Source organism: Rathayibacter oskolensis (genome assembly GCF_900177245.1).
GTDB classification, from domain to species: domain Bacteria; phylum Actinomycetota; class Actinomycetes; order Actinomycetales; family Microbacteriaceae; genus Rathayibacter; species Rathayibacter oskolensis.
This window is the reverse complement of sequence record NZ_FXBM01000001.1, coordinates 1,891,586-1,913,740: the sequence shown is the minus strand read 5'-3', so window position 1 is coordinate 1,913,740 and position 22,155 is coordinate 1,891,586. Positions and strand designations below refer to the sequence as shown.

The window sequence follows — 22,155 nt, the reverse complement described above, 5'->3', positions numbered from 1 at the left end:
GGACGTGTCTGTGCGAGCCGGAGGTGGCGGCGGGCGGTTCGGTTCTAGGCGAACGGCCACCACGGCGGCAGCAGCCGTCGGTAGGCGGCGAGGTAGGTCTCGGGGCGGCGGGGAGCCGGGAGGCGCAGCCACGCCTCCATCAGGCCGGTGGATCCGGCGGCGAGGTAGGCGGCCGTCCCGTCCGCGAGGAAGGCCCCGAGCCCGTCGTCCTCGGGGATCTCGAGCATCCCGGTCTCGATCGTGGCGACGACCGAGAAGCGGAAGTGGACGGTCAGCATCTCGCGCAGGCCCGAGTCGCCTCCGGCTGCATCGAACGCGCGGAGGTAGAGCTCGCGGTGGCCCTCGAGGTGCCCGAGGATCCTGGCGGTCCCGGTGCGGATCGTCGCGGCCGTCGTGGCTCCCGCCCGGAGCTCGGCGAGGTACCCGTCGCGAATGGTGTCGAGCTCGGAGCGGAGCGCCGCGCAGAGCAGCTCGGCCGCCGACGCGGCGTGAGCGTAGAAGGTCGAGCGGTTCACCCCTGCGCGATCGGTGATGTCGGAGACGGTGAGCGTCGAGACGTCGCGGGCAGTGGCCAGGTCGATGATGGCTGCGTGCAGTGCCGTCTGCGACCGTCTCTGCCGTGCGTCCACTGCTTGGCCCTTCTCGTCCCGGCGCACCCCGTGCGACCCTGCTCTGCGCCGCTCGGCGCCCCGCGAGTCTACGGGCGCCGAGCACCGGTCGTTTTCACTTCCGGAGGCGGGATCCGCTAGGGTAGTCGAGTTGCCCGGACCTCGGTCCGGACTGCCACGGGCTGTGGCGCAGCTTGGTAGCGCACTTGACTGGGGGTCAAGGGGTCGCAGGTTCAAATCCTGTCAGCCCGACAGAAAGCCCTGATGAGACGCTGTTCTCATCGGGGCTTCGTCATGTCTGCGGCCGGTCTGGACTTCTCTGCGCGGCAGGACGCGCCGCTTCCGGCCGCTCCCGAGGGCATGTCGCAGATCGATGCCGCAGGCGCCTCGAGCAGCGCGGGTGTCCGTTCCGGGTGCCTCCTCGTGCTGCGGCCGTGCCCGACCGGGCCCCGCGGACGAGGCCGCGGGACTAGCCTTCGAGCATGCACAGGATCTTTGCGACGAGCGTCGCCTCGGTGTACCCGCACTACGTCGCCAAGGCGGAGCGGAGGGGGCGGACGCAGGCCGATGTCGATGCGGTCATTGCGTGGCTGACCGGATACTCGGACGAGGAGCTGCGCGAGCACCTCGAGAGCGGCACGACCTTCGAGGAGTTCTTCGCTTCGGCGAGGATGAACCCGAACGCTGAGCTGGTCACCGGAATGATCTGCGGGGTGCGGGTCGAGGAGGTCGAGGATCCCCTCATGCAGAACATCCGCCGACTCGACAAGCTCGTCGATGAGCTCAGGACGAGCCGGTCGATGGAGAAGGTGCTGCGCGCCTGACCCATGGTGCCCGGAGCTCCTCAGCGCTTAGCCCCCCACCGGGGGTGATCAGGCGTCGGGTGCCTCGGCCCCGCTGCTCTGGGGAGGACGGGGAGGGCCGCGGCGGCGCCGGATGGCGACGACGATCAGGGCGACGACCCCGACCACGGCGAGCCAGGGGAGCAGGAAGCCGATGCCGATCAGCGCGCCGTTCGCGGCGGCGATCAGGCCGTTCCAGCCGGCGAGGAGACCGTCGATGAAGCCGGCGGGCTCTGCGGAGGTGGGGGGCGACTCCGGCACCGCGGTGACCGTGAGCGAGGCGAGGGAGACCTGACTCTCGAGTGCCGTGAGCTGCTGCTGGTAGGACTCGAGGGAGGCCTGGCGGTCGGCGAGGGCGGACTCCGCGGCCAGGAGATCGGCGAGGCTGCCGGCCTGGGCGACGAGCTCGGTCAGCCTGTCGACCGAGGCCTGCGCGGAATCGACCCTGGCGCGCAGGTCGATCGCCTGCGTCGTGACGTCTTGGCGGCTGATCGAGGTCGCGGTCACCGCCCCCAGGGAGGCGAGCGATCCGCGTGCATCGGCGAGGCGATCGGCGGGCACGCGGATCGTGATGACTCCGGCCCCGTCGGGCAGCGGCTGGAAGAGGTAGGGATCGACAGCCATCGAATCGGCGCTCATCGAGTCGGCACCCATCGCGCCCGTGCCCGTCGAATCGCTGCCTGTCTCGAGTGAGGACGTGGTCGAGCTCTCGACGTAGCCGCCGAGCTCGGTGGCGGTGGTCGTGAGGGCGGCGAGCGCGTCGGCGACCGAGTCGACCTCGACGGTGGCCGACGCGCTCGAGACGATCTCACGGGTCGATGCCGCGTCGCCGGACGCATCACCCGCCGCGCTGTCGGCCGACTCGGGGGCGACCTGCGGGTTCGAGACGGCGCCGCTCTCTCCGGAGACCGCGGCCCCGTCGGCGGCCGAGCTGCCCGCGCTCGAGGACGCGCCGAGGCCCGCGCCGCCGACGAGCGGACCGATGACCACCGCGACGACGAGGAGCCCGGCGGCGACCCCTCCGAGAGCGGCCGCCCGCCGGCGTCGGGTCGCTCGTGCTGCGCGGGAGGCGGCGATCGAGCGGAAGACCCGCGCCTCGAGGGCGGAGACGCGCACGTCGTCGAGCGGGGGGAGGGTGAGGGGTTCTGTCATGGCTGCTCGGCTCCTCGGAAGTCGTCGACCACCAGGCGGAGGCGTCGTCTGACGCGCGAGAGGCGGTTGCGGACGGTGGCGTGCGAGACGCCGAGGGCGGCCGCTGCCTCGTCGTAGGCGCGGCCCTCGGTGGCGCAGAGCCGGAAGATCGCCCGGTCGAGCTCGGCGAGCCCCTCCGTCTCGCGGAGGATCGCCTCGGTGAGTGCCGCCGTCACCATCTGCTGCTCGAGGTCGTGCGGGGAGGCCAGGTCGTCGTCGGCCTCGACCGTCTGCTCGCGATCGCGCCGGCGGGAACGGGCCCGGTTCGCGGCCTGGAACCGGCAGATCGTGGCGAGCCACGGAAGGATCGAGTCGCTCACGAGGTCGAGGTCGCCGAGCTTCCTCCAGGCGACGACGAACGTCTCTTGAGCGACGTCCTCGGCATCGCCCGCGTCGTGCAGCAGGCCGTGCGCGAGCCAGTAGACCGGGCGGATGTAGGCGCGATAGAGGGTGCGGAAGGCGACCTCGCTGCCTGCCGCGGCTCGCCGCACGAGCTCGGCGTCGGACTCCTCGACGATCGTCACGGCCGCACCTCCTCCCGCTCTCACTCTGACAGTGTCGCGAGAGACGCGATCGTCTCACCGTGATCCGGATCGGGGCACCCGGCCCCGTCGCCTCTCGGTACCTGGACAAGTCGGCCACCCAGGAGGAGACTCCAGCTGCCCCTCGTCCGGCGCTCAGCGCCGGATCGCACGCGTCGCCGACGATGCCGCCTCTCCGGCCGCCGACCACGGCGTGCTGCCGGAAGAGATCGTCAGCGGATCCCGCACCGCCTGCGCGTGCGGGTCGACAGGGTGCGCTCGGCGCGCCCGGAAGGGCGGGGCGGCATGCCCGCACAGCTCGTCGCAACAGACTTCACCGAGATCGTCGGACTCGACTACTCGGAATCACGGCAGGTGGTCGTGGTGCTCGAACGGTCGGGTCGCGTGAGCGTCGTCGATCTCCTCCGGGAGGAGGACGGGCTCTACGAGACCCGGTCGATCGGCTCGGGCTACACCGCGCCGATCGGGGTCGCGGTGCACGGGCCGAGTCGCCGGGTCGCCGTCGCGGCCGGCGACGGGCTCTGGCTCGGCAGACTGTCGGGGGCCGACCGCGCGGCGGCGACGGGCCTGCCCGAACCGGCCGGGCCGGTGCGCGCCCTCGCCTTCCTCCGCGACCCCGAACCCGATCCGGGACTGGCCGTGCTCTCCTCGGGTGGGACGCTCCTCGAACGTCTCGCGATGCCGCCGGCGGCCGGATCGGCGGTCCTGGTCCCGGGTCTCGACGGCGTCTCGGCTCTCGCCGTGGACGCTGCGGCGACGACCGTGCATCTGCTGGTCCCCGTCGCAGGAGGCGTCCACGTCGACGTCGCGGACCTGGGCGCGGCGACGGTGCGGCGTGCGACGCAGGCGCCGCTGACGTTCGGCCACCGCATCGCCGATCTCGGAACCGGCTGGTGCCTGGTCGTCGGCGCTGGGGGCGAGGTCGCGGCGGTCTCGGACGCGGGACTCGTGCGGAGTCTTCCTCCGATCGGCGCCGGCGCTCCCGTCACCGCCGCGATCGCGCTCGGCCCGGACCGCGCGATGATCGCGGCCGGTGGATCCCTCTTCGACTACCCGGTCCCGCTCGGGACGACCGACCCCGTCCGTCTCGTCATCGATCCGGCTCCGCTGTTCCTCGGCGCCTACACGCCCGTCCGGCTGGAGCTCCTCGGCAGTGGACTGTCGGTCGACGACGTCGTCCTGAGCGTCGAGGACGAGGACCACGGCTCCGTCTCGCCCTCGCGGGACGACACGTTCGATGCCTCCGACCCGCACCTCCTCCTGCTCGCCGGCTGGAGGCCGGGCGAGTCGACGGTGATCGCGACCGACAGCTCCACCGGCGAGACCGTCGGCCGGGCCCGCTTCTCGGTCGACGACCGGTGGGCGGATGCGACGGCCGGTCCGTCGTTCAGTGTCACGGGCGCGGTCGACGCACCCGTCGTGCGCCACGCCTGGGGAGGGGGGAGCGCGGGACCGCAGAACATCGGCGTGTACCCCGTCGGCCCGGTCTGGCGGGTCGGCATCGTGCTGGTGGACACGACGACGGCGACCTATCCCGCGGCCGACCTCTCGGCGATCAGGAAGGACTGGAAGGACGCGATGGTGGACGGCGTGACCCTGGGAGGCGTCACCCGGTCGGTGTCCGATTACTTCGCCGAGACGTCCTACGGCAAGCTGTCCGTGCGCCTGGTCGGGAACGCGATCGCCGGGCCCCTGCACACGACCGGCCCCTGGGAGGACTACTTCGAGGTCGAGACCGAGCCGGATCCGGCGAACCCGGGGATGACGCGACCCCGGCGATGGAACCCGAAGCCCGACACGTGGAAGGCCTTCGCTTCCCTGGTCGCCCAGGCCAACGCCGACGCCGCCTCGGCGACTCCGCCGAGGCCACCGGTGCTCGACCTCTCGAAGACGGATGCCGTCGCGTTCGTGGTCCGCACGGCGAGCGCGCCGGACGGCACCGTCTCTCCGCCGACTCCGATGAGCATCGGCCGCTACGTCTGGCCGCAGCAGTCGACGCAGACGGTCAAGCTCGACGGCGTGGACCGCACGATACCGCTCCTGTTCATGCCGGCCGACTGGACGGCACTCGACGGCCGTCAGCTGTACGAGACGCTCGCCCACGAGCTCGGGCACACCCTCGGGCTGCCCGACCTCTACCTCTACCCGTGGATGAACGCCGGCAACGCCGAGCGCGCGCTGCGGGACTGGGATCTGATGCATCGAGACCGGGGTCTGCCGCAGCTCAGCCTGTCGATGCGGATGGCGCTGGGGTGGATAGCACCCGCCGAGATCCGCTCGTTCGACTTCGCCGCCGCCGGAGGCGCCCCCGTCCTGCAGCCCGTGACGCTGCAGGCGCTGCAGACGAAGACGATCCCGCCGGGGTCGCTCCGGGGGATCGAGGTGCGCATCGCGAACGGCCGCAACTACTACTTCGAGTACCGCAGCCGACAGGGCGCCTCGCTCGGTGACGCGCAGCTGCCGATGAACGAGGTCGTCGTGGGAGTCGACGTCGTCTCGCCGATCGGCGGGCAGAACTACGACTCGAGACCGATGACGCTGAGGCTGTACGACGATCCGGACGCGATCGACGACACCGACGGGATCCTCCGGCAGGGCGCGTTCCTCTCGCCCGGCGACGACTACCGCGAGAAGGACTTCACCGAGGGAGCCCCCAAGGACTTCGTCGCGAAGGTCGTCGCCGTAAGACCCGACAGCGCCGACCTGCAGATCCGCTACGACTCGGAGGCGCGCCCCGAGCTCTCCATCCGGCCGTGGCCGAACGGCGACAAGCAGTGGCAGAGCCCTGACATCGAGGTGCGCAACGCGAAGAGCGACGCGGACGCCCGGTGGCTGAACGTCCCGTGGGGCGGCAACCCGAACCGTCTGGTCGCCCGTGTGCGGAACCGCGGGGGTGTCGACGCCCGCGACGTCCGCGCCTCCTTCTCGATCAAGAACCTGACCACGAACGGCACCGACGCTCCGCCGCCGGCCCTGGAGCCGCTCGGCGTCTCCGATCCGGTGACCATCCCGGCGGGGCAGGTGCGAGAGCTCGGGATCACCTGGGTGGCGCCGGGGAGCGGGCACCACTGCATCGTCGTCGACATCCCGCTCTACGAGGAGCCCGGCGACCCGGCGATCCACGAGAGCAGCGACCGCGACAACACGGCGCAGTCGAACTACGACCGGTTCTGGTCGGAGAGCGCGTCTCCTTCGGCGCGCAAGCGCTTCACCGTGAGGCTCGAGAACCCGACCGATGAGACGGCGATCGTCTACCCGCGCGTGAGGCAGACGTCGCCCTTCTACCGCACCTACCTCGAGCACGCCTGGCTGTCCCTCCCCGCGCGGCAGTCGCGTGAGATCGAGGTCATGACGGAGTCGCTCGACGGCGACCCGGTCTGGCAGGGGTTCGTCGAGCAGCATCGCGGCCTGATCTGGGAGCAGTCGAACGTGCTCGAGATCTCGGGGTGGGTGTCCGGCGTGTGCGCTGCGCTCTGCACCGGGGGCGCCACCCTCGAGGTCGACTCCGGCCGGGCCACCCGCATCGAAGACGTCGCGTTCTTCGCCGAGCCGGGCGCCTCCGGGGTCGTGCTGCGAGCCGACGGGAAGCCGGCCGACAACGGCACGGTGCTGATGACCGCCCTGGCCGAGGGCGAGGAGCTCGATCGGCAGCGCACGGCGACGTCGGAGGTGAGCGCGGACGGCTCCTTCTTCGTCTTCCTCCGGAGCCTCGAGCCGGGAATGGCGGTCACGCTGCACTTCCTCGGCGGGTACGGTGTCGCGCCGACGGAGGCGGGGCCGTTCCGAGCCGAGTTCTGATGCCGTCCGGCGGCCCGCGATCCCGGGCCGCCGGCAGGCTCAGCTCGGGTACACGATCTGCTGGAGCGCCCAGGTGTTGCCGTCGGGGTCGGCGAAGTACACGAACTCGCCCCACGGCTGGGAGTCGATCTCGGACACCGGCGCGCCGCGGCCGAGCAGCTCCTCCCGGGCCTGCTCGGCGTTCTCGACCACCATCTGCAGTCCCTTCTGCGATCCCGGCTCCATCTCGGTGATGCCGACGCCCAGCACGATCGAGCAGGCCGAGCCGGGCGGGGTCAGCTGCACGAAGCGCAGACCCTCGTTCACCACGTGGTCGTGATCGGCGACGAAGCCGATCGAGGTCACGTAGAAGTCCTTCGCGCGGTCGACGTCCGTCACCGGCACGGGGACCAGCTCGAGCTTCATGTCCATGGGTCTCTCCTTCTCGTCGTGATCCCGGAGCCGATGACCGCCTCCGCGTCTGGTCATGACCGTAGAGGTCCATCAGGTCGCTTCCTGTCCTGATTGCCGAGCAGAATCGACACATGTCCGAGACCACCTCGCGCGTCCTGTCACTGCTCGACCTGCTGCAGACCCACCAGCAGTGGTCGGGACCCGCACTCGCCTCGCGGCTCGGGGTGACCGAGCGCACCCTCCGCCGCGACGTCGAGCGGCTGCGGAGCCTCGGCTACCGGGTGCTGGCGGCCAGGGGCGCTGCCGGCGGCTACCGGCTGGAGGCGGGAACGCGCGTCCCGCCGCTCCTCCTGAGCGACGACGAGGCGGTGACCGTGGCGGTCGGGCTCCGTCTCGCGGCGGACGAGGGTCTGGTGGACGGCGAGCGCACGACACTGAGCGCTCTGGCGAAGTTCGAGCAGGTGCTCCCGGCCGCCCTGCGCGAGCGCGTCGCCGCCGTCAGCGGCCTGCAGCGGTGGGGGCGCCGCCGCGAGGCGGTGGTGCCGCAGGAGCTTCTCGGGAGGCTCGCGCTCGCCTGCCGCGACCAGGAGCGGATCCGGTTCCACTACACGGCGGCGGACGGCACCGAGACCGATCGGCTCGTCGATCCGCACGCCGTGGTGTCCACCCACCGCACGTGGGTGGTCGTCTGCTGGGATCTGCGCCGCGAAGGGTGGCGGACGTTCCGGCTCGATCGGATGAGCCGTGTCGTCGGCACGAGAGTGCGTTTCGAGGCGCGCGTGCCGCCGGACGCGCAGACGGACGCGGGGCTCGACGGGCGGTTCCGCCTCGACGTGGTGCTGTCGCTCCCGCTGCGGGAGGTGATCGAGGTGCTCGGTCGGTGGTCGGCCGGAGCCGAGGCGCTGGATGCGAGTCGGACGCGGTGGCCGGTCGAGTCCGAGACGGTGGAGGGCCTGCTGTCCGCCCTCGTCTGGATCCCGACGGAGGTCGACTACCGGCTGGACGGCGAGCCGGCGGTGCTCGACGGCCTGTCGACCGCGGTGGAGCGCGTGCGGGGAGCGCTCGACTCGGCCGGAACCGAGCCGAGGGGCGCCCGGAGGAGCTGACACGCTCTCCTCCCCAGGCGGCGAGCGAAGCACTCCGTCCACGGATGCTGCTGCGCGCTCCCCGCCGGTGGCACCGGTGGAGGACGGTGTCCGCCATGACCAGAACCGAGCACCCCGCGTCAGGCCCCTCCCACCGAGTCCCCGATCGAGAACCCGAGCTGCTCCGTGCGAGCGGCTTCGAGGATCTGCTCTCGGCCGTCCCGTCGATGATCGGGATGCGACCCGAGAACTCGCTCGTCGTCGTTCCGTTCCTCGGCAGGAGAGCGAGTGGCGGCTTCCGGATCCCGCTCCCGGAGCGCCTCCGACGAGCGGAGATCGAGGAGCTGGCGCGCGGGTGCGTGCGCATCATCCGGTCCGTGCCGCACGCCGGCTCCGTGCTCGCCGTGGTCTACACCGCGGCCTCGTACGAGCAGTCGGGAGGCGTCCCGATGCTGGAGCTGGGCCGGGCGATCCTGCGACGGGTCGAGCGCACCGACTTCGGGATCGTCGGTGTGGCCTGGGTCGCAGACGACGGCTGGGGGCGCTACACCGTTCCCACGGAGACCCGGCGTCCGCGGCCGCTCTCCGAGATCGAGACCAGCGAGACGGGTCTCTTCGCCCGTGCGGCGACTCCGGAGCCGCTGGACGTCGTCGCCCTCGCCTCGCTGCCCGCGGTGGACGACGACGACCGCGCCGTCGTCGCGGCGGTCCTCGCGCGAGGTGCGGTGGATCGGGAGCGGAACGTGATCCCGACGGTGGAGCGCTGGCTGGAGGGCGGGGTGACGCCGCAGTGGGAGGCGCGGATCATCCGGATCCTGCAGTCGCCGCCCCTGCGCGACCAGCTGACGATCCAGATCGCGCTCGGGCGGGAGGCGGCGGAGGAGTCCCGTCGCCGGCAGCGCCGGTTGGAGGCGGTGCAGGCGTTCACCGGCGAGACCATGGACGAGATCGTGGAGCGCGAACTCGCATCGGAGGACGCGGACGCGCATGACATCGCGGCCGCGGCGCTCCTGATGGGGACAGGCTCCGGGCCCGATCGCGACAGGATCGGTCCGGCCACCGACGCTCTGGCTCGGCTGGCCGCGCTCGCTCCCCTCGAGTCGCGACCGGCGGTCCTGACCGTGCTCGCCTGGTGCTGGTGGTCTCGCGGTGTGGCCTCACTGGCCGCGGTCCACCTCGACTCGGCGCTGCGGATCGACCCCGGCTACTCGATGGCTCAGCTCTACACCTCGGTCTTCAACTATCGATCCCTCCCGGACTGGGTGATCGACGAGGCGTCGCGATCACTCGTCTCGGCCTCCGAGCGCCCCTGAGGCGGAGTGGCACCGCTCGAGAAGCGCACCATCACCGTTCTGGACTCCGTGCAGGACGCCGTCGATCTCTCCAAGGGCCAGATCGACGCGCTGCCGCGGAGTGAGGAGTGCCGCCGGCCGAGACTGAGCGGGCACCGACCGCCGAGCCTATCAGGCCTGAGCGGAGGAACTCGGAGCGCCCGGGGTCAGCTCCGCGGCATACGCGGCTGCCGAGCGCTGGTAGCGGGGGAGGGTGGGAACGAGCGCCTCGAGCGCGGTGCGGAGGGCGTCGTCCGGTCGGCCGGCGCTGTGCAGGGCGAGCGCCAGGAAGAACTCGCGGGCAGGGCCGATCGCAGGGTGAGGAGGAGCCGACTCGAGGAGGACGACCGCCTCCTCGGTGCGACCCAGGTTGCGCAGCGTGGAGGCGAACTGGATCGTGAGGCGCGCGCGACGCTCGTCGTCGAGGCCCGCAGCGAGCGCCAGCGCGTACTGCTCGGCCGCCTCCTCCTCGTGGCCGGCGCTGTCGAGTGCGCCGCCCAGCTCGAAGTGGGCGGAGCCGTCGGTGCCGGGGAAGCGGGCGGCGAGGATCCGCATGCGGTCGACGACGTGCTCGGGGTCCTCGTGCTCCCACAGCCGGTCGACGGCGCGCTGCCAGAGGTCGGGGGTGTCAGGATCGGCGGAGGTCATGCTGCGACGGTAGCGGGCGGGCGGGTCCCGATACGCCCCCGCGGCGACTGCTCGACCGCCGGCCGCGACCGTGTGCCTCAGGCGGTGCCGTCGGCGGCGGAGGTGGGGGAGTCGGGCGAGGTGAGGGTCTCGCTCGCGGTGCCCTCCTCCGGAGCCGCGGCGGCGCGGCGGCCGGCCTCGATCGCGGCGGTGGAGGCGGCGGCCCCGGCGACCAGGGCGATCAGCGCCCAGCCGGCGCCCCACTTCTTCTTGCCGAGCAGCCCGTCGAGCGACAGGGCGCCGGGGCCGTCGGCGACGATCGCCGTCGTCACCGCGACCAGCACGCCGTTGAACTCCCAGCCGCCGCCCGCATTCCACAGGCCGTTGCTCCAGTGCACCTTGCGCACGGCCGTGATCATCGTGGCGATCAGGCCGGCTGCCGCGAGGGGCGTCACCGCGCCCAGCGCGAGAGCGGCGCCTCCGGCCGTCTCGGTGACCGCGGCCGCGACGGCGTTGCGTCGGGGCGGGTGCATCTCGAGGCTCTCCATCATCTGCGCGGTGCCCTCGAGACCGGGGCCGCCGAACGAGCCGCGGAGCTTCTGCAGTCCGTGCCCGACGAAGAGTCCGCCGACGGCGAGACGGAGAACGAGTGAGCCGACCTTCATGGTGACCTCCGGGAAGCGAGTGGTGTGGGACGAGTAGAGCGAGCGTGGCGGCTCGGCGAGGGGCCGGTCAAGGGGTCGCGGAGGGGGAGCGCTCGTGCCGCGGACGAGAGCTCCGACGAGCAACGCGCCGCGGAACTGGTGCGGTCAACCGGTTCGCCTCCTAGGATCGGTCCAGATCGACTCGAAGGAGAGCACACATGACCGGACGTCTCACTGGCAAGACCGCCCTCGTCACCGGAGCCGGCTCCGGCATCGGCCGGGCCGTCGCGGAGCGCTTCGCCCGGGAGGGTGCACGCGTCGCCTTCACCGACCGCGACCTCGCCGCGGCCGAGAGCGCCTCCTCCGCCTTCGACGGATCCGTGGCGGTCGCCCTCGACATCTCGGACGAGACGAGCGTCGAGGAGGCCTTCGCCCGTCTCGCCGCCGACGGCCTCGCGCCGGACGTCGTCGTCGCGAACGCCGGAGTGCAGCTCTTCGGGCAGGACGCGAAGATCGCCGACCTCTCGCTCGAGGCCTGGCGCCGGACGATCGACATCAACCTCACCGGCACGTTCCTGACCGTGAAGCACGCCGTGCGCGCACTGCTCGGCCGGGGAGGGTCGATCATCCTCACCGGCAGCCCGACCGGTCTCAACGGCGAGGGTCAGGACTTCACGGCCTACAGCAGCTCGAAGGCCGGGATCCACGGCCTGGCGCGCACCGTCGCCGCCGCCTACGCCCACGAGGGCATCCGGGTCAACACCGTCGTGCCGGGCTACACCGAGACTCCGCTCGTCACCGCGATCTCGGGCGACGCCGAGGCGCGCGCGGCGATCACCTCGCGCATCCCGCTCGGCCGCCCCGGATCGGCGGAGGACGTCGAGGGGATCATGGTCTACCTCGCCAGCGACGAGTCGAGCTACGCGACCGGCGCCCTCTTCCGCGTCGACGGCGGCATGACGACACTCTGAGCATGACCTCGATCCGCCTCGTGCCGTCGGCCCCCTCCGTCCCCGACGACCTCCTCCAGCCCTCGGAACGCGACGAGCGGCTCCTCCGCGCGGGCGACTGGTCGATGCGCCTGTCCGACGGCCGCATCGACGACATCCGGTTCGGATCGGCGCGGATCCTGCGGGGCGTGCGCTTCGTGGCGCGCGACCGCGACTGGGGCACGCTGCCGACCACCCGCAGCAGCGCGGTGGCGGCGGGCGGAGGCCTCCTGATCGAGGGCGAGAGCTCGGACGGCGCGGCGCGGATCCACTGGACCCTCCGCGTCGGCGTGGAGGACTCGGCGCTCACGGTCGCGCTCGAGGCGATCGCCGTCTCCTCCTTCCTCCGGAACCGGCTCGGCCTGATCGTGCTGCACGGTCCGGAGTCGGCCGGTGCGCCGCTCGAGGCGCGTTGCACCGACGGGGTCACCCGTTCGCTCGCCTTCCCCGAGCGCATCGCCGCCCACCAGCCCGCCCGCGACCTCGCGGGGCTCGCCTGGGTCGCCGACGCGGTCCCGGTCTCGCTGGCGTTCGAGGGCGACGTCTTCGAGATGGAGGACCAGCGCAACTGGACCGACGGCTCGTTCAAGACCTACTCCACTCCGCTCGACCTGCCCTTCCCCGTCGCGGTCGACGAGGGCGAGACGATCCGCCAGAGCCTCCGCCTCGAGTGCGGCCGCGGGGCGTCGCGCTTCTCCGCGGCCGAGGAGCCCGTTCCCGAGGTCGCCACCGCGGTGACGATCCGCACAGGGGAGGCGCGACACCCGCTCCCCGAGATCCTCACGGCCGCGTCGAGCGCACCGGAGGCCGAGCGCCCGGTTCGCACCAGCAAGCTCGGACTCCTGGTCGAGTGCGATCCACGCTGGACAGGGTGGCGCCGGGCACTGCGCCGAGCGCTCGAGGACGCTCCGGGAGCGGTCGACCTGCGCATCGTGGCGGCGACCCCCGACGACATCGCGGTCGTCCTGGCCGAGGCGGGCGACGCGCCGCTGCTGCGGCTGGGGGCCTTCGGCGCGCAGAGCCACCTCAGCGAGCCGCTTCTCTTCGAGGAGGCGCGTCGCGCGGCGGGGGAGCGGGGCATCGTCGTCGTCGGCGGCGTCCGTGCGCACTTCACCGAACTCAACCGGGGGGCGGAGGCACTCGCTCCGGTCGACGCCGCGCTCGCCTTCAGCATCACCCCGTTCATGCACGACCGATCGGGGCACCAGCTCGTCGAATCGCTCGCGGTCCAGCGGACCGTGGTGCGCGACGCGCGCGCGATCGCAGCCGGACGGCGCCTCCACATCGGCCCGGTGACGCTCGGCGCGCGAATGAACGCGGTGTCGACCTCGCCGTTCGATCCGGGTGATCCCGATGTCGACGGCGGAGGCTACGGGCCCCAGCACGTCTCCGGGGCGACGGACGAGCGCCAGGAGGCGCCGGCGCTGGCCGCCTGGGTGGTGGGCAGCCTCGATGCGCTCGCGGTCGAGACCGTCGACTCCCTCGCCTACTTCGAGCAGTGGGGTCCGCGCGGAGTCGTGTCACGGGGCGGAGCGACGGCCGCCGGCCGCGTCCTCGAGTGGGCGGCGGAGCTCAGCGGGTCGGCCCGCCTCGACGTCGACGCCCCCGGGCTCGCGGCGATCGGCGGGACGCACGCCGGGAAGCGCGTCGTGCTCCTCGGCAACCTCGGTGGCGAGGCCGTCGACGTCGCGACCGACGGGGTGGTGCGGTACCGGCGGGCGAGCGTCGAAGCTCCGGACGGCGGGCCGCTGCGGCTCGCGCCGGGTGACGCCGTGCGCCTGGAGCTCGCACCCGGGCCGAGCCGGGCGTCCCGGTAGAGGGTCCGTGGGCCGTCGCGCGCCCGGGTCAGCTCCCGGTGTCGGCGAGGCGGCGGGAGGCGGTGCTCATGTGCGCCTCCATGGCCCGCGCGGCTGCGGCGGGGTCGCGCGCCTCGATCGCCTCGAGCACGGCGCGGTGCTCGGTGAACGCGTCGAGCGCCTGCTCCGGGCTGCTCAGTGCCCGCTCGACCCAGAGCCGCAGCAGGGAGCGGATGGTCTGCAGCAGGTCGCGCAGGACGACGTTCTCGGCGCTGAGGGCGATCTGCAGGTGGAAGCGCACGTCGGCGTCGACGAAGGCGCTGATGTCGTCGAGATGCGACTCCATCGCCGCGAGATGCGCGCGCAGCTTCTCGAGTCCCTCGTCGTCGATCCGGATCGCGGCCAGCATGGCGGCCTGGATCTCGAGTCCGCCGCGGACCTCGATGAGCTCGGCGGTGCGTCCGGCGGACAGCATCAGGCCCCAGCTGAGCGTCGTCGGCAGGAGCTCGGAGGTGCTGTCGCGCAGGTAGGTCCCCGAGCCGGGTCGCACCGTCACGATGCCGAGGATCTCGAGGGCGGCGAGCGCCTCGCGGACGGCCGAGCGGCCGACTCCGAGGCTCTCGGCGAGCTGGCGCTCGGGCGGCAGCCGCGAGCCGGGCACCAGGTCGCCGCGGGTGAGGAGGGAGGTGAGCTGCTTGGCCACCTCGGCGACCGCGGTGCCGCGCGGCAGCGTCTGCAGCTCGAGGCGCACGAGGGACGGGTCGTCTTCGGGGTACGCCGGCATGCTCCGACGCTAGCAACCGCCGGAGCCCGCGGACGCCCGCGACGCGAGACCCGAACCGGTTGACAGGAGATCGGCGGAGGAGCATCATCTAATTGGTCAACCGGTCAGCCAATTCTCGCCGATCGGGCCCCAACACAGTCGTTGACATGGATCAGGAGATCGACGTGGACCTTCCCCCTCAGACCGGCACGCGGCCGGCGGCCGACGCCGCCGTCGAGAAGAGTGCGATCAGGAAGATCTCGGTGCGCCTCGTGCCGTTCGTCGCCCTGATGTTCTTCATCAACTACCTCGACCGCACCGCGATCGGCTTCGCCGCTCCCAACGGCATGGAGGCGGACCTCGCCCTCTCGGCCGCCCAGTTCGGCTTCGCCTCGGGCGTGTTCTTCATCGGCTACATCCTCCTCGAGGTGCCGAGCAACCTGGCGCTGCACCGCTTCGGCGCCCGCCGCTGGCTCGCCCGCATCATGGTCAGCTGGGGCATCGTCGCGCTCCTGTTCACCTGGGTGCAGAACTTCGAGCAGCTGGTCGCCCTGCGCTTCCTCCTCGGAGTCGCGGAGGCCGGCTTCTTCCCCGGCGCGATCCTCTTCCTCAGCCTCTGGGTCCCGGCGAAGCACCGCTCCAAGATCCTCGCTCTCTTCTACCTGGCACAGCCCCTCACCACGGTGATCGGCGCCCCGCTCGCGGGCCTGCTGATCGAGCAGGACGGCATCTTCGGTCTCGAGGGCTGGCGCTTCATGTTCCTCGGCGTCTCGATCCCCGCGATCCTCGTCGGCGTGATCGCCTGGTTCTACCTCAAGGACAAGCCCTCCGACGCGAAGTGGCTGACCCGCGAGGAGCAGGTCTGGCTCACCACCGCCCTGCAGCGCGAGGAGGACGTCAAGACCAAGGGCGTCACCACGCACCCCAGGATGTCGTCGGCCTTCACGAGCGGCCGCGTCTGGATGCTGAGCTTCGTCTACTTCGGCTTCATCTACGGCCTCTACGCGCTCGCGTTCTTCCTCCCCACGATCATCGAGGGCTTCCAGGAGCAGTACGGCACCACCTTCGGCATCTTCGAGAAGGGGCTGATCACCGCGATCCCGTACGTGCCCGCCGCCATCGCGCTCTACCTCTGGTCGCGCGACGCGACCCGCCGCGGAGTCCGCACCTGGCACATCGTCATCCCGGCGATCGCCGGCGGCCTGAGCATCCCGCTCGCGCTCTTCGCCGGCTCGCCGGCGGCGACGATCGCGGTCATCACCGTCACCGCGATGGCGATCTTCTCGGCGCTGCCCAACTTCTGGACCTTCCCGACGCGCTTCCTCACCGGAGCAGCGGCGGCCGCGGGCATCGCGCTGATCAACACGGTCGGCAACCTCGCCGGCTTCTCGGCGCCGTACATCACGGGTGCGCTGAGGGACGCGACGGGGGGCTACGAGGTGCCGATGTTCTTCGTCGGGTTCTTCCTCCTGCTCTCGGCCGTGCTGATGTCGCTGCTGGCCCGCAAGTACAAGGACGCACCGCTGGACGCGCCGAGCGTCGACGTCATCGCGCACTGAACTCGTCGCGCACCGACGCCCGAGCGCACTGACGCCCGAGCGCACCGACGCCCGCCTCCCGACACCGCACCGAACAGGACTGAACGCATGACCCGGCTCTACAACGACCCGTCCGACTTCGCCGACGAGATGATCGACGGCTTCGTCGCCGCGAACCGCCGCTTCGTGCGGCGGGTGCAGGGAGGCGTGGTGCGCTCGACCGCGAGCGAGCCCGGCTCGGTCGCGCTGGTCGTCGGCGGCGGCTCGGGTCACTACCCGGCGTTCGGCGGGCTGGTCGGTCAGGGGCTCGCGCACGGGGCGGCGATGGGGAACCTCTTCGCCTCCCCGTCGGCGCAGCAGGTGCACTCGGTCGCGAAGGCGGCCGAGCACGGCGGAGGCGTGCTGCTCAGCTACGGCAACTACGCCGGGGACGTGCTCAACTTCGACGCGGCCGAGCGCCGCCTCCGGTCGGAGGGGATCGACGTGCGCACCGTGACGGTGACCGACGACATCTCGAGTGCCGCACCGCACGAGAAGCACAAGCGCCGCGGCATCGCGGGTGACCTCACCGTCTTCAAGGTCGCGGGAGCCGCGGCCCAGGAGGGTGCGTCGCTCGACGAGGTCGAGCGGATCGCCGCCCTCGCGAACGAGCGCACGCGCTCGTTCGGCGTCGCGTTCTCGGGCTGCTCGCTGCCCGGAGCGTCGGAGCCGCTGTTCGAGGTGCCGGAGGGTCGCATGGCGGTCGGCATGGGCATCCACGGCGAGCCCGGCATCCGCGAGGACGACGTCCCGTCGGCCGACGGCCTCGCCGGGCTGCTGGTCGAGTCGCTGCTCGCCGAGCGGCCCGACGACGTCGAGTCGCTCGACGGCGCCCGCCTCGTGGTGATCCTCAACGGGCTCGGCTCGGTCAAGTACGAGGAGCTGTTCGTCGTCTACTCGGGCGTCGAGCGGCGCCTGCGCGCGCTCGGCGTCGAGGTGCTCGAGCCCGAGGTCGGCGAGCTCGTCACCAGCTTCGACATGGCAGGCGTCTCGCTCACCCTCTTCTGGGTCGACGACGAGCTCGAGCGGCTGTGGGCGGCTCCGGCCGAGACCCCGGCCTACCGCAAGGGCGCCGTCCGCACCGCGGCCCCGGCGGTCGACACCGCGGAGGAGACCGCGGGGCCGGTCGCGATCGCAGAGGCGTCCGACGACTCCCGCGCCGCCGCCGCCACCGTCCTCGCCGCCCTCGAGGCGACCGAGCGCGTCATCGACGAGAACGCCGACGAGCTCGGCCGCATCGACGCGGTCGCCGGAGACGGCGATCACGGCATCGGGATGCAGCGCGGTGTGCACGCGGCCGTCGCTACCGCTCGCGCCGCGCTCGAGGCCGGCGCGGGCTCGGGAACGGTGCTCGCCCACGCGGGCGACGCCTGGTCCGATCGCGCGGGCGGCACCTCCGGGGCCCTCTGGGGCGCTGCCCTCGACGCCGTCGGAGCGGCGCTCGGCGACAGCGAGCGGCCCAGCGCGGAGTCGGTGCTCGCGGGAGTCGAGAAGGCGCGGACCGCGATCCTCGGGTTCGGCGCGACTCCGGGCGACAAGACCATGGTCGACTCCCTCGTGCCCTTCGCCGACGTGCTCGGCGCAGAGATCGCCGCAGGCGCACCGCTGGCCGACGCCTGGCGCACCGCCGCCGTCGCCTGCACCCGGGCCGCCGCCGCCACCGCGCAGCTGCTGCCGAGGATGGGCCGCGCCCGTCCGCACGCCGAGAAGAGCCTCGGCACCCCCGACGCCGGCGCGCACTCGCTCGCCCTGATCGTCACCGCGATCGGCGCGGTGCTGGTCGAGAGCGCCTCCCGTACCGGCGCGTAGCGTCGACACCGCCCCTATTCCACGAGCACGAGGAGAACATCCATGAGCGCACCGTTCCGTCTGGTCGTCGGCTCCGACGACGCCGGCTTCGACTACAAGCAGATCATCAAGGCCGACCTCGAGAAGGACCCGCGCGTCGCGAGCCTCGTCGACGTCGGAGTCGACGCCGAGTCGCACACGCCCTACCCGAGCGTCGCCATCGCGGCCGCCGAGATGGTGGCGCGCGGCGACGCCGACCGCGCGATCCTGATCTGCGGCACGGGACTCGGAGTCGCGATCGCCGCGAACAAGGTCGCGGGCATCCGCGCCGTCACGGCGCACGACTCGTTCTCGGTCGAGCGCTCGATCCTCTCGAACGACGCGCAGGTGCTCTGCATGGGCCAGCGCGTGGTGGGCATCGAGCTGGCCCGCCGTCTCGCGAAGGAGTGGCTGGGGTACGAGTTCGACACCTCCTCCGCCTCCGCCGAGAAGGTGCGGGTCATCGAGGCCTACGAGGCCGGGCACCCGGCCGATTCGGCAGCCTCGCCGAGCTCGTGCTGACCACTCCGGCCGGACCGGCGCCGGCGTTCACGATCGGCGTGAGCCTGAAGATGTACTTCGGTCACGCGCGCACCCTCGACTGGGCGACCAGCGTCTCGGAGCTGGCGCGGACGCATCCGGCGATCACCTCCGGCGCCGTCGAGCTGTTCGTCGTGCCGACCTTCCCCTCCCTCGTGCCCGTCGGCACGCTGGCGGCCGAGGCGGGCATCGCCGTCGGCGCGCAGGACCTGTTCTGGGAGGACGCGGGAGCGTTCACCGGCGAGGTCAGCGGCGCCGAGCTGCGAGAGGTCGGCTGCCGTCTGGTCGAGATCGGCCACGCCGAGCGCCGAGCGCTGTTCGGCGACGACGAGGAGCGCATCCGGCTGAAGGTCGCCGCCGCGTTCCGCAACGACCTCGTGCCGCTGCTCTGCGTCGGCGAGACCGAGCGCGGCAGCGTCGAGGACGCCGTCGAGCTGGTGCTCGCGCAGATCTCCGCCGCACTCGAGGCGGCCGACGACGCGGGAGCCCTCGGGCCGATCCTCGCGGCGTACGAGCCGGTGTGGGCGATCGGAGCGCCCGAGCCCGCCGAGCCCGCGTTCATCGCCGGAGTCGTCACCGCCCTCGAGGTGGCGCTCACGGCGCTCCCCGGCCGAGCGGGCAGTCGCGTGATCTACGGAGGAAGCGCCGGGCCGGGCCTGCTGACCGCGCTCGAGGGCCGCGTGCCCGGGCTCTTCCTCGGCCGCTTCGCGCACGATCCGGAGGCGGTGCGCACGATCCTCGACGAGGCGCTCGCGCTCGCGGAGGCCAGGCCGTGAGCGGCAGGAGCAGCATCGGACTCAGCAGCTACGCCTTCTTCTGGCGCTCCTCCGACCGCGTCCCCGAGCCGCTCGGCATCGAGGACATGGTGCGCGAGACCGCGGCGCTCGGCGTCGGGCTGCTGCAGCTGTGCGACACCCCGGCCATCGAGGAGTTCGACGCGGAGCGACTCGAGGCGCTGCGCCTGCTCGCCGCCGCGGAGGGCGTCGCCCTCGAGCTCGGGACGCGCGGCACCGACCCCGCGCACCTCCGGCGCTACCTCCACCTGGCCGCGGCCCTCGACGTGACGCTGCTGCGCAGCATGTGGACCTCGGGGGAGGACCGGCCCGACCGAGACGAGACGCTGCGCCGCCTCCGCGAGATCGGGCCGGAGCTCGAGGAGGCGGGGGTGACCCTCGCCCTCGAGACCTACGAGCAGGTGAGCACCGGGGATCTCGTCGACGTGGTCGCGACCCTCGATCACCCGCGGATCCGGATCTGCCTCGATCCCGCCAACACCGTCGCGAACCTCGAGCTGCCGGCCGACGTGACCGCGCTCTGCGCCCCCTACGTCGCGAACTGGCACGTGAAGGACTTCGACTTCAGCCGCAACCCCGGCTGGGTCGGCTTCGTCTACACCGGCACCGCGCTCGGCGACGGCCGGCTCGACTACGACGGCATGCTCGCGCTGCTCGAGCCCGAGGCGCGCGGCATCACCCAGATCATCGAGTTCTGGCTCCCCTGGCAGGACTCCGTCCCGGCCTCGGAGCAGGCACTCGTCACCACCCGGCTCGAAGCCGAGTGGGTCACCACCACTCTCGACCATCTGAGGAGAAGGAACCCATGACCGACACCACCGTCACCACCCCGGGCACCGCCGCCCACTCGCTCACCGTCGCCGTCATCGGCGCCGGGGGGAAGATGGGCATGCGGGTCTCGAACAACCTGCAGAAGTCCGACTACACCGCGCTGTACAGCGAGGCCTCCCCGGCCGGCCAGGAGCGCACCCGCGAGGCGGGCCGCGAGATCACCTCGACCCCGGAGGCGGTCGCCGCTGCCGACGTCGTCATCCTCGCCGTCCCCGACGTCGTGCTCGGCGCGGTCTCGGAGGACGTCATCCCGCAGATGAAGTCGGGCGCGATCATCCTGACGCTCGACCCGGCGGCCGCCTACGCGGGCCTGCTGGCGAAGCGCGACGACATCCACTACGCCGTCGCGCACCCCTGCCACCCCTCGGTGTTCCTCGAGCGCACCACTCCCGAGGAATGGGCCGACACGTTCGGCGGCATCGCGGCCCCGCAGGAGGTCGTCGCGGCCCTCGAGGAGGGCGACGACGAGGTGCGGGCCATCGCCGAGGGCGTCATCTCGACGATCTACGCGCCCGTCATCGCCGTGCACTGGGTGACCGTGAAGCAGCTCGCCGTGCTCGAGCCGACCCTCGTCGAGACCATCGCCTGCATGATCGGCGAGTTCCTCAAGGAGGCGCTCGACGAGACGGTCAACGGCGTCGGCGTTCCCTACGAGGCGGCGCGCGCGATGCTCTACGGCCACACCTGGATCGCGCTGACCAACGGCCTGCGCGGCTCGAACCCCTTCTCGGAGGCGTGCCACATCGCCATGGGCTACGGCCGCGAGGCGCTCATCAAGGACGACTGGAAGAAGATCTTCGACGACTCCGAGCTCGACTCGGTCATCGCGAAGATGCTGAAGATCGACGCCGTCAAGCGCTGAGTCCTTCTCGGCGAGGCGTCCCCGGACCGTTGAGACAGCCCGGTGCAGCCGGCCGTCCCGACCGTCCGGGGACGCCTCACTGTCCGCCCTACAGGCGGACGACCATCTTGCCGGTGTTGGCGCCGCGCATCATCGAGAGGAACGCGTCGACGGCGTTCTCGATGCCGTCCACCACCGTCTCGTCGTAGGCGATCCGGCCCTCGGCGAACCAGCCCGCCATGTGGCGGTTGAACTCTGCCGCGTGATCCAGGTAGCCGCTCAGCGTGAAGCCGCGGAGGGTGAGCCCGCGCGTGATGATGTTCGCCATGTTGTCGGGGCCGGGCACGCTCTCGGTGCTGTTGTAGCCGGCGATGGCGCCGCAGAGCGCGGCACGCCCGCCGTCGCGGAACGCATCGAGCGCGGCCTCGAGGTGGTCGCCTCCGACGTTGTCGAAGTAGACGTCGATGCCGTCGGGCGCCGCCGCCGCGAGCTGCTCGCGCACGGGAGCCGCGTGGTAGTCGAACGCGGTGTCATAGCCGTACGTGCCGGTGAGCAGTGCGACCTTCTCGGCTGAGCCAGCGGATCCGATCACGCGGGAGGCCCCCAGCAGGCGCGCGATCTGCCCGGCGGCCGAGCCGACCGCTCCTGCGGCGCCCGAGACGAAGACGGTGTCGCCCTCCTTCATGCCCGCGATCGCGGTGAGCCCGACGTAGGCGGTGAGCCCGGTCATGCCGAGGACGCCCAGCCGGAGCGAGAGCGGCGCTCCGGGGATCTCGTCGACGACCCGGAACTGCGAGGCCGGTCCCTGGGCGATGTCGCGCCAGCCGCGCTGGTGCAGCACGACGCTGCCGACGGGCACGGCGGGGTCGGCGGAGGCGGTGACCCGGCCGATCGCTCCGCCGGTCATGGTCTCGCCGAGAGCGTAGGGCGGGGTGTAGCTCTTCACGTCGTTCATGCGCCCGCGCATGTAGGGGTCGACCGAGAGGAACGCGTTCTCGACGCGGACCTCTCCGTCGGCCGGCTCGTCGTACGGGACTTCGACGGTGCGGAAGTCGTCGTGGACGGGCCAGCCGTCGGGGCGGCGGACGAGCTGGATCTGAGTGCTGGTGATCATGAGACCTTTCGGGATGGAGCGG

Annotated in this window: 20 protein-coding genes and 1 tRNA gene; 13 read left to right on the top strand and 8 right to left on the bottom strand. The window is 72.2% G+C overall.

Annotated elements, in window-relative coordinates; genetic code table 11:
- Positions 1 to 44: 44 nt before the first annotated feature.
- On the bottom strand, positions 45 to 629 hold the full coding sequence (locus tag B9Y99_RS09095; RefSeq protein WP_165759569.1) for a TetR/AcrR family transcriptional regulator: 585 nt from the start codon (positions 627 to 629) through the stop codon (positions 45 to 47).
- A gap of 157 nt (positions 630 to 786) precedes the next feature.
- On the opposite strand from B9Y99_RS09095, the gene B9Y99_RS09090 reads away from it, so the two are divergent.
- Together B9Y99_RS09090 and B9Y99_RS09085 are read left to right on the top strand one after the other, a co-directional pair.
- Positions 787 to 860, top strand: a tRNA-Pro gene (locus B9Y99_RS09090).
- 230 nt (positions 861 to 1,090) lie between these two features.
- Positions 1,091 to 1,432, top strand: coding sequence for a DUF2200 domain-containing protein (locus B9Y99_RS09085; protein ID WP_085476142.1), 342 nt, complete (start codon positions 1,091 to 1,093; stop codon positions 1,430 to 1,432).
- A 48-nt stretch (positions 1,433 to 1,480) separates the two neighbouring features.
- Here B9Y99_RS09085 and B9Y99_RS09080 read toward each other — a convergent pair whose 3' ends face one another.
- Complete coding sequence (locus B9Y99_RS09080) at positions 1,481 to 2,602, bottom strand: DUF4349 domain-containing protein (protein ID WP_085476141.1); 1,122 nt, start codon at positions 2,600 to 2,602, stop codon at positions 1,481 to 1,483.
- Positions 2,599 to 3,165 carry an RNA polymerase sigma factor gene (locus B9Y99_RS09075; protein WP_085476140.1) on the bottom strand — a complete coding sequence of 189 codons (567 nt, stop codon included), beginning with the start codon at positions 3,163 to 3,165 and terminating at the stop codon, positions 2,599 to 2,601. Before B9Y99_RS09075 ends, B9Y99_RS09080 begins: the two co-directional genes overlap by 4 nt.
- Positions 3,166 to 3,468: 303 nt before the next feature.
- Here B9Y99_RS09075 and B9Y99_RS09070 point away from each other — a divergent pair, with 303 nt between their 5' ends.
- A complete protein-coding gene (locus B9Y99_RS09070) occupies positions 3,469 to 6,981 on the top strand; it encodes a metallopeptidase domain-containing protein (protein WP_085476139.1) in 3,513 nt (1,170 codons plus the stop codon).
- Between the two features lie 39 nt (positions 6,982 to 7,020).
- Here B9Y99_RS09070 and B9Y99_RS09065 read toward each other — a convergent pair whose 3' ends face one another.
- Positions 7,021 to 7,392 carry a VOC family protein gene (locus B9Y99_RS09065; protein WP_085476138.1) on the bottom strand — a complete coding sequence of 124 codons (372 nt, stop codon included), beginning with the start codon at positions 7,390 to 7,392 and terminating at the stop codon, positions 7,021 to 7,023.
- A 113-nt stretch (positions 7,393 to 7,505) separates the two neighbouring features.
- Here B9Y99_RS09065 and B9Y99_RS09060 point away from each other — a divergent pair, with 113 nt between their 5' ends.
- The gene (locus B9Y99_RS09060; protein WP_085476137.1) at positions 7,506 to 8,480 is read left to right on the top strand and encodes a helix-turn-helix transcriptional regulator; all 975 of its coding nucleotides are present in this window, start codon (positions 7,506 to 7,508) and stop codon (positions 8,478 to 8,480) included.
- Between the two features lie 95 nt (positions 8,481 to 8,575).
- Positions 8,576 to 9,772, top strand: coding sequence for a DUF4192 family protein (locus tag B9Y99_RS09055; protein WP_165759568.1), 1,197 nt, complete (start codon positions 8,576 to 8,578; stop codon positions 9,770 to 9,772).
- A gap of 150 nt (positions 9,773 to 9,922) precedes the next feature.
- Here the strand turns inward: B9Y99_RS09055 and B9Y99_RS09050 are convergent, their stop codons facing one another.
- Positions 9,923 to 10,438 (bottom strand): tetratricopeptide repeat protein, encoded by a 516-nt coding sequence (locus B9Y99_RS09050; protein ID WP_244274808.1) that lies wholly within the window; start codon positions 10,436 to 10,438, stop codon positions 9,923 to 9,925.
- Between the two features lie 77 nt (positions 10,439 to 10,515).
- On the bottom strand, positions 10,516 to 11,082 hold the full coding sequence (locus B9Y99_RS09045) for a DoxX family protein (RefSeq protein ID WP_085476135.1): 567 nt from the start codon (positions 11,080 to 11,082) through the stop codon (positions 10,516 to 10,518).
- A gap of 197 nt (positions 11,083 to 11,279) precedes the next feature.
- Between B9Y99_RS09045 and B9Y99_RS09040 the strand changes: the two genes are divergently transcribed.
- Positions 11,280 to 12,032, top strand: a complete 753-nt coding sequence (locus B9Y99_RS09040) for an SDR family NAD(P)-dependent oxidoreductase (RefSeq protein WP_085476134.1) — start codon at positions 11,280 to 11,282, stop codon at positions 12,030 to 12,032.
- 2 nt (positions 12,033 to 12,034) lie between these two features.
- Positions 12,035 to 13,867 (top strand): D-apionate lactonase family protein, encoded by a 1,833-nt coding sequence (locus B9Y99_RS09035; RefSeq protein WP_085476133.1) that lies wholly within the window; start codon positions 12,035 to 12,037, stop codon positions 13,865 to 13,867.
- 28 nt (positions 13,868 to 13,895) lie between these two features.
- Here B9Y99_RS09035 and B9Y99_RS09030 read toward each other — a convergent pair whose 3' ends face one another.
- Complete coding sequence (locus B9Y99_RS09030; RefSeq protein ID WP_085476132.1) at positions 13,896 to 14,630, bottom strand: FadR/GntR family transcriptional regulator; 735 nt, start codon at positions 14,628 to 14,630, stop codon at positions 13,896 to 13,898.
- 146 nt (positions 14,631 to 14,776) lie between these two features.
- On the opposite strand from B9Y99_RS09030, the gene B9Y99_RS09025 reads away from it, so the two are divergent.
- The 6 genes from B9Y99_RS09025 (at position 14,777) to B9Y99_RS09000 (ending at position 21,040) form a co-directional block, all read left to right on the top strand.
- On the top strand, positions 14,777 to 16,168 hold the full coding sequence (locus B9Y99_RS09025; protein WP_085476131.1) for an MFS transporter: 1,392 nt from the start codon (positions 14,777 to 14,779) through the stop codon (positions 16,166 to 16,168).
- A gap of 87 nt (positions 16,169 to 16,255) precedes the next feature.
- Positions 16,256 to 17,995, top strand: coding sequence for a dihydroxyacetone kinase family protein (locus B9Y99_RS09020; protein ID WP_085476130.1), 1,740 nt, complete (start codon positions 16,256 to 16,258; stop codon positions 17,993 to 17,995).
- Between the two features lie 42 nt (positions 17,996 to 18,037).
- Entirely contained in the window at positions 18,038 to 18,535 is a 498-nt protein-coding gene (locus B9Y99_RS09015) for a ribose-5-phosphate isomerase (RefSeq protein WP_085476129.1), read from the top strand.
- A complete protein-coding gene (locus B9Y99_RS09010) occupies positions 18,529 to 19,329 on the top strand; it encodes a triose-phosphate isomerase family protein (protein ID WP_244274807.1) in 801 nt (266 codons plus the stop codon). The genes B9Y99_RS09015 and B9Y99_RS09010 overlap by 7 nt, the downstream gene beginning before the upstream one ends.
- Positions 19,326 to 20,156: a sugar phosphate isomerase/epimerase family protein gene (locus tag B9Y99_RS09005; protein ID WP_244274806.1), complete on the top strand. Its 831-nt coding sequence runs from the start codon at positions 19,326 to 19,328 to the stop codon at positions 20,154 to 20,156. Before B9Y99_RS09010 ends, B9Y99_RS09005 begins: the two co-directional genes overlap by 4 nt.
- Positions 20,153 to 21,040 (top strand): phosphogluconate dehydrogenase C-terminal domain-containing protein, encoded by an 888-nt coding sequence (locus B9Y99_RS09000; protein ID WP_085476128.1) that lies wholly within the window; start codon positions 20,153 to 20,155, stop codon positions 21,038 to 21,040. The genes B9Y99_RS09005 and B9Y99_RS09000 overlap by 4 nt, the downstream gene beginning before the upstream one ends.
- Before the next feature lie 88 nt (positions 21,041 to 21,128).
- On the opposite strand, the gene B9Y99_RS08995 is transcribed toward B9Y99_RS09000, so the two are convergent.
- A complete protein-coding gene (locus B9Y99_RS08995) occupies positions 21,129 to 22,133 on the bottom strand; it encodes an NADP-dependent oxidoreductase (RefSeq protein WP_085476127.1) in 1,005 nt (334 codons plus the stop codon).
- Between the last annotated feature and the right edge of the window lie 22 nt (positions 22,134 to 22,155).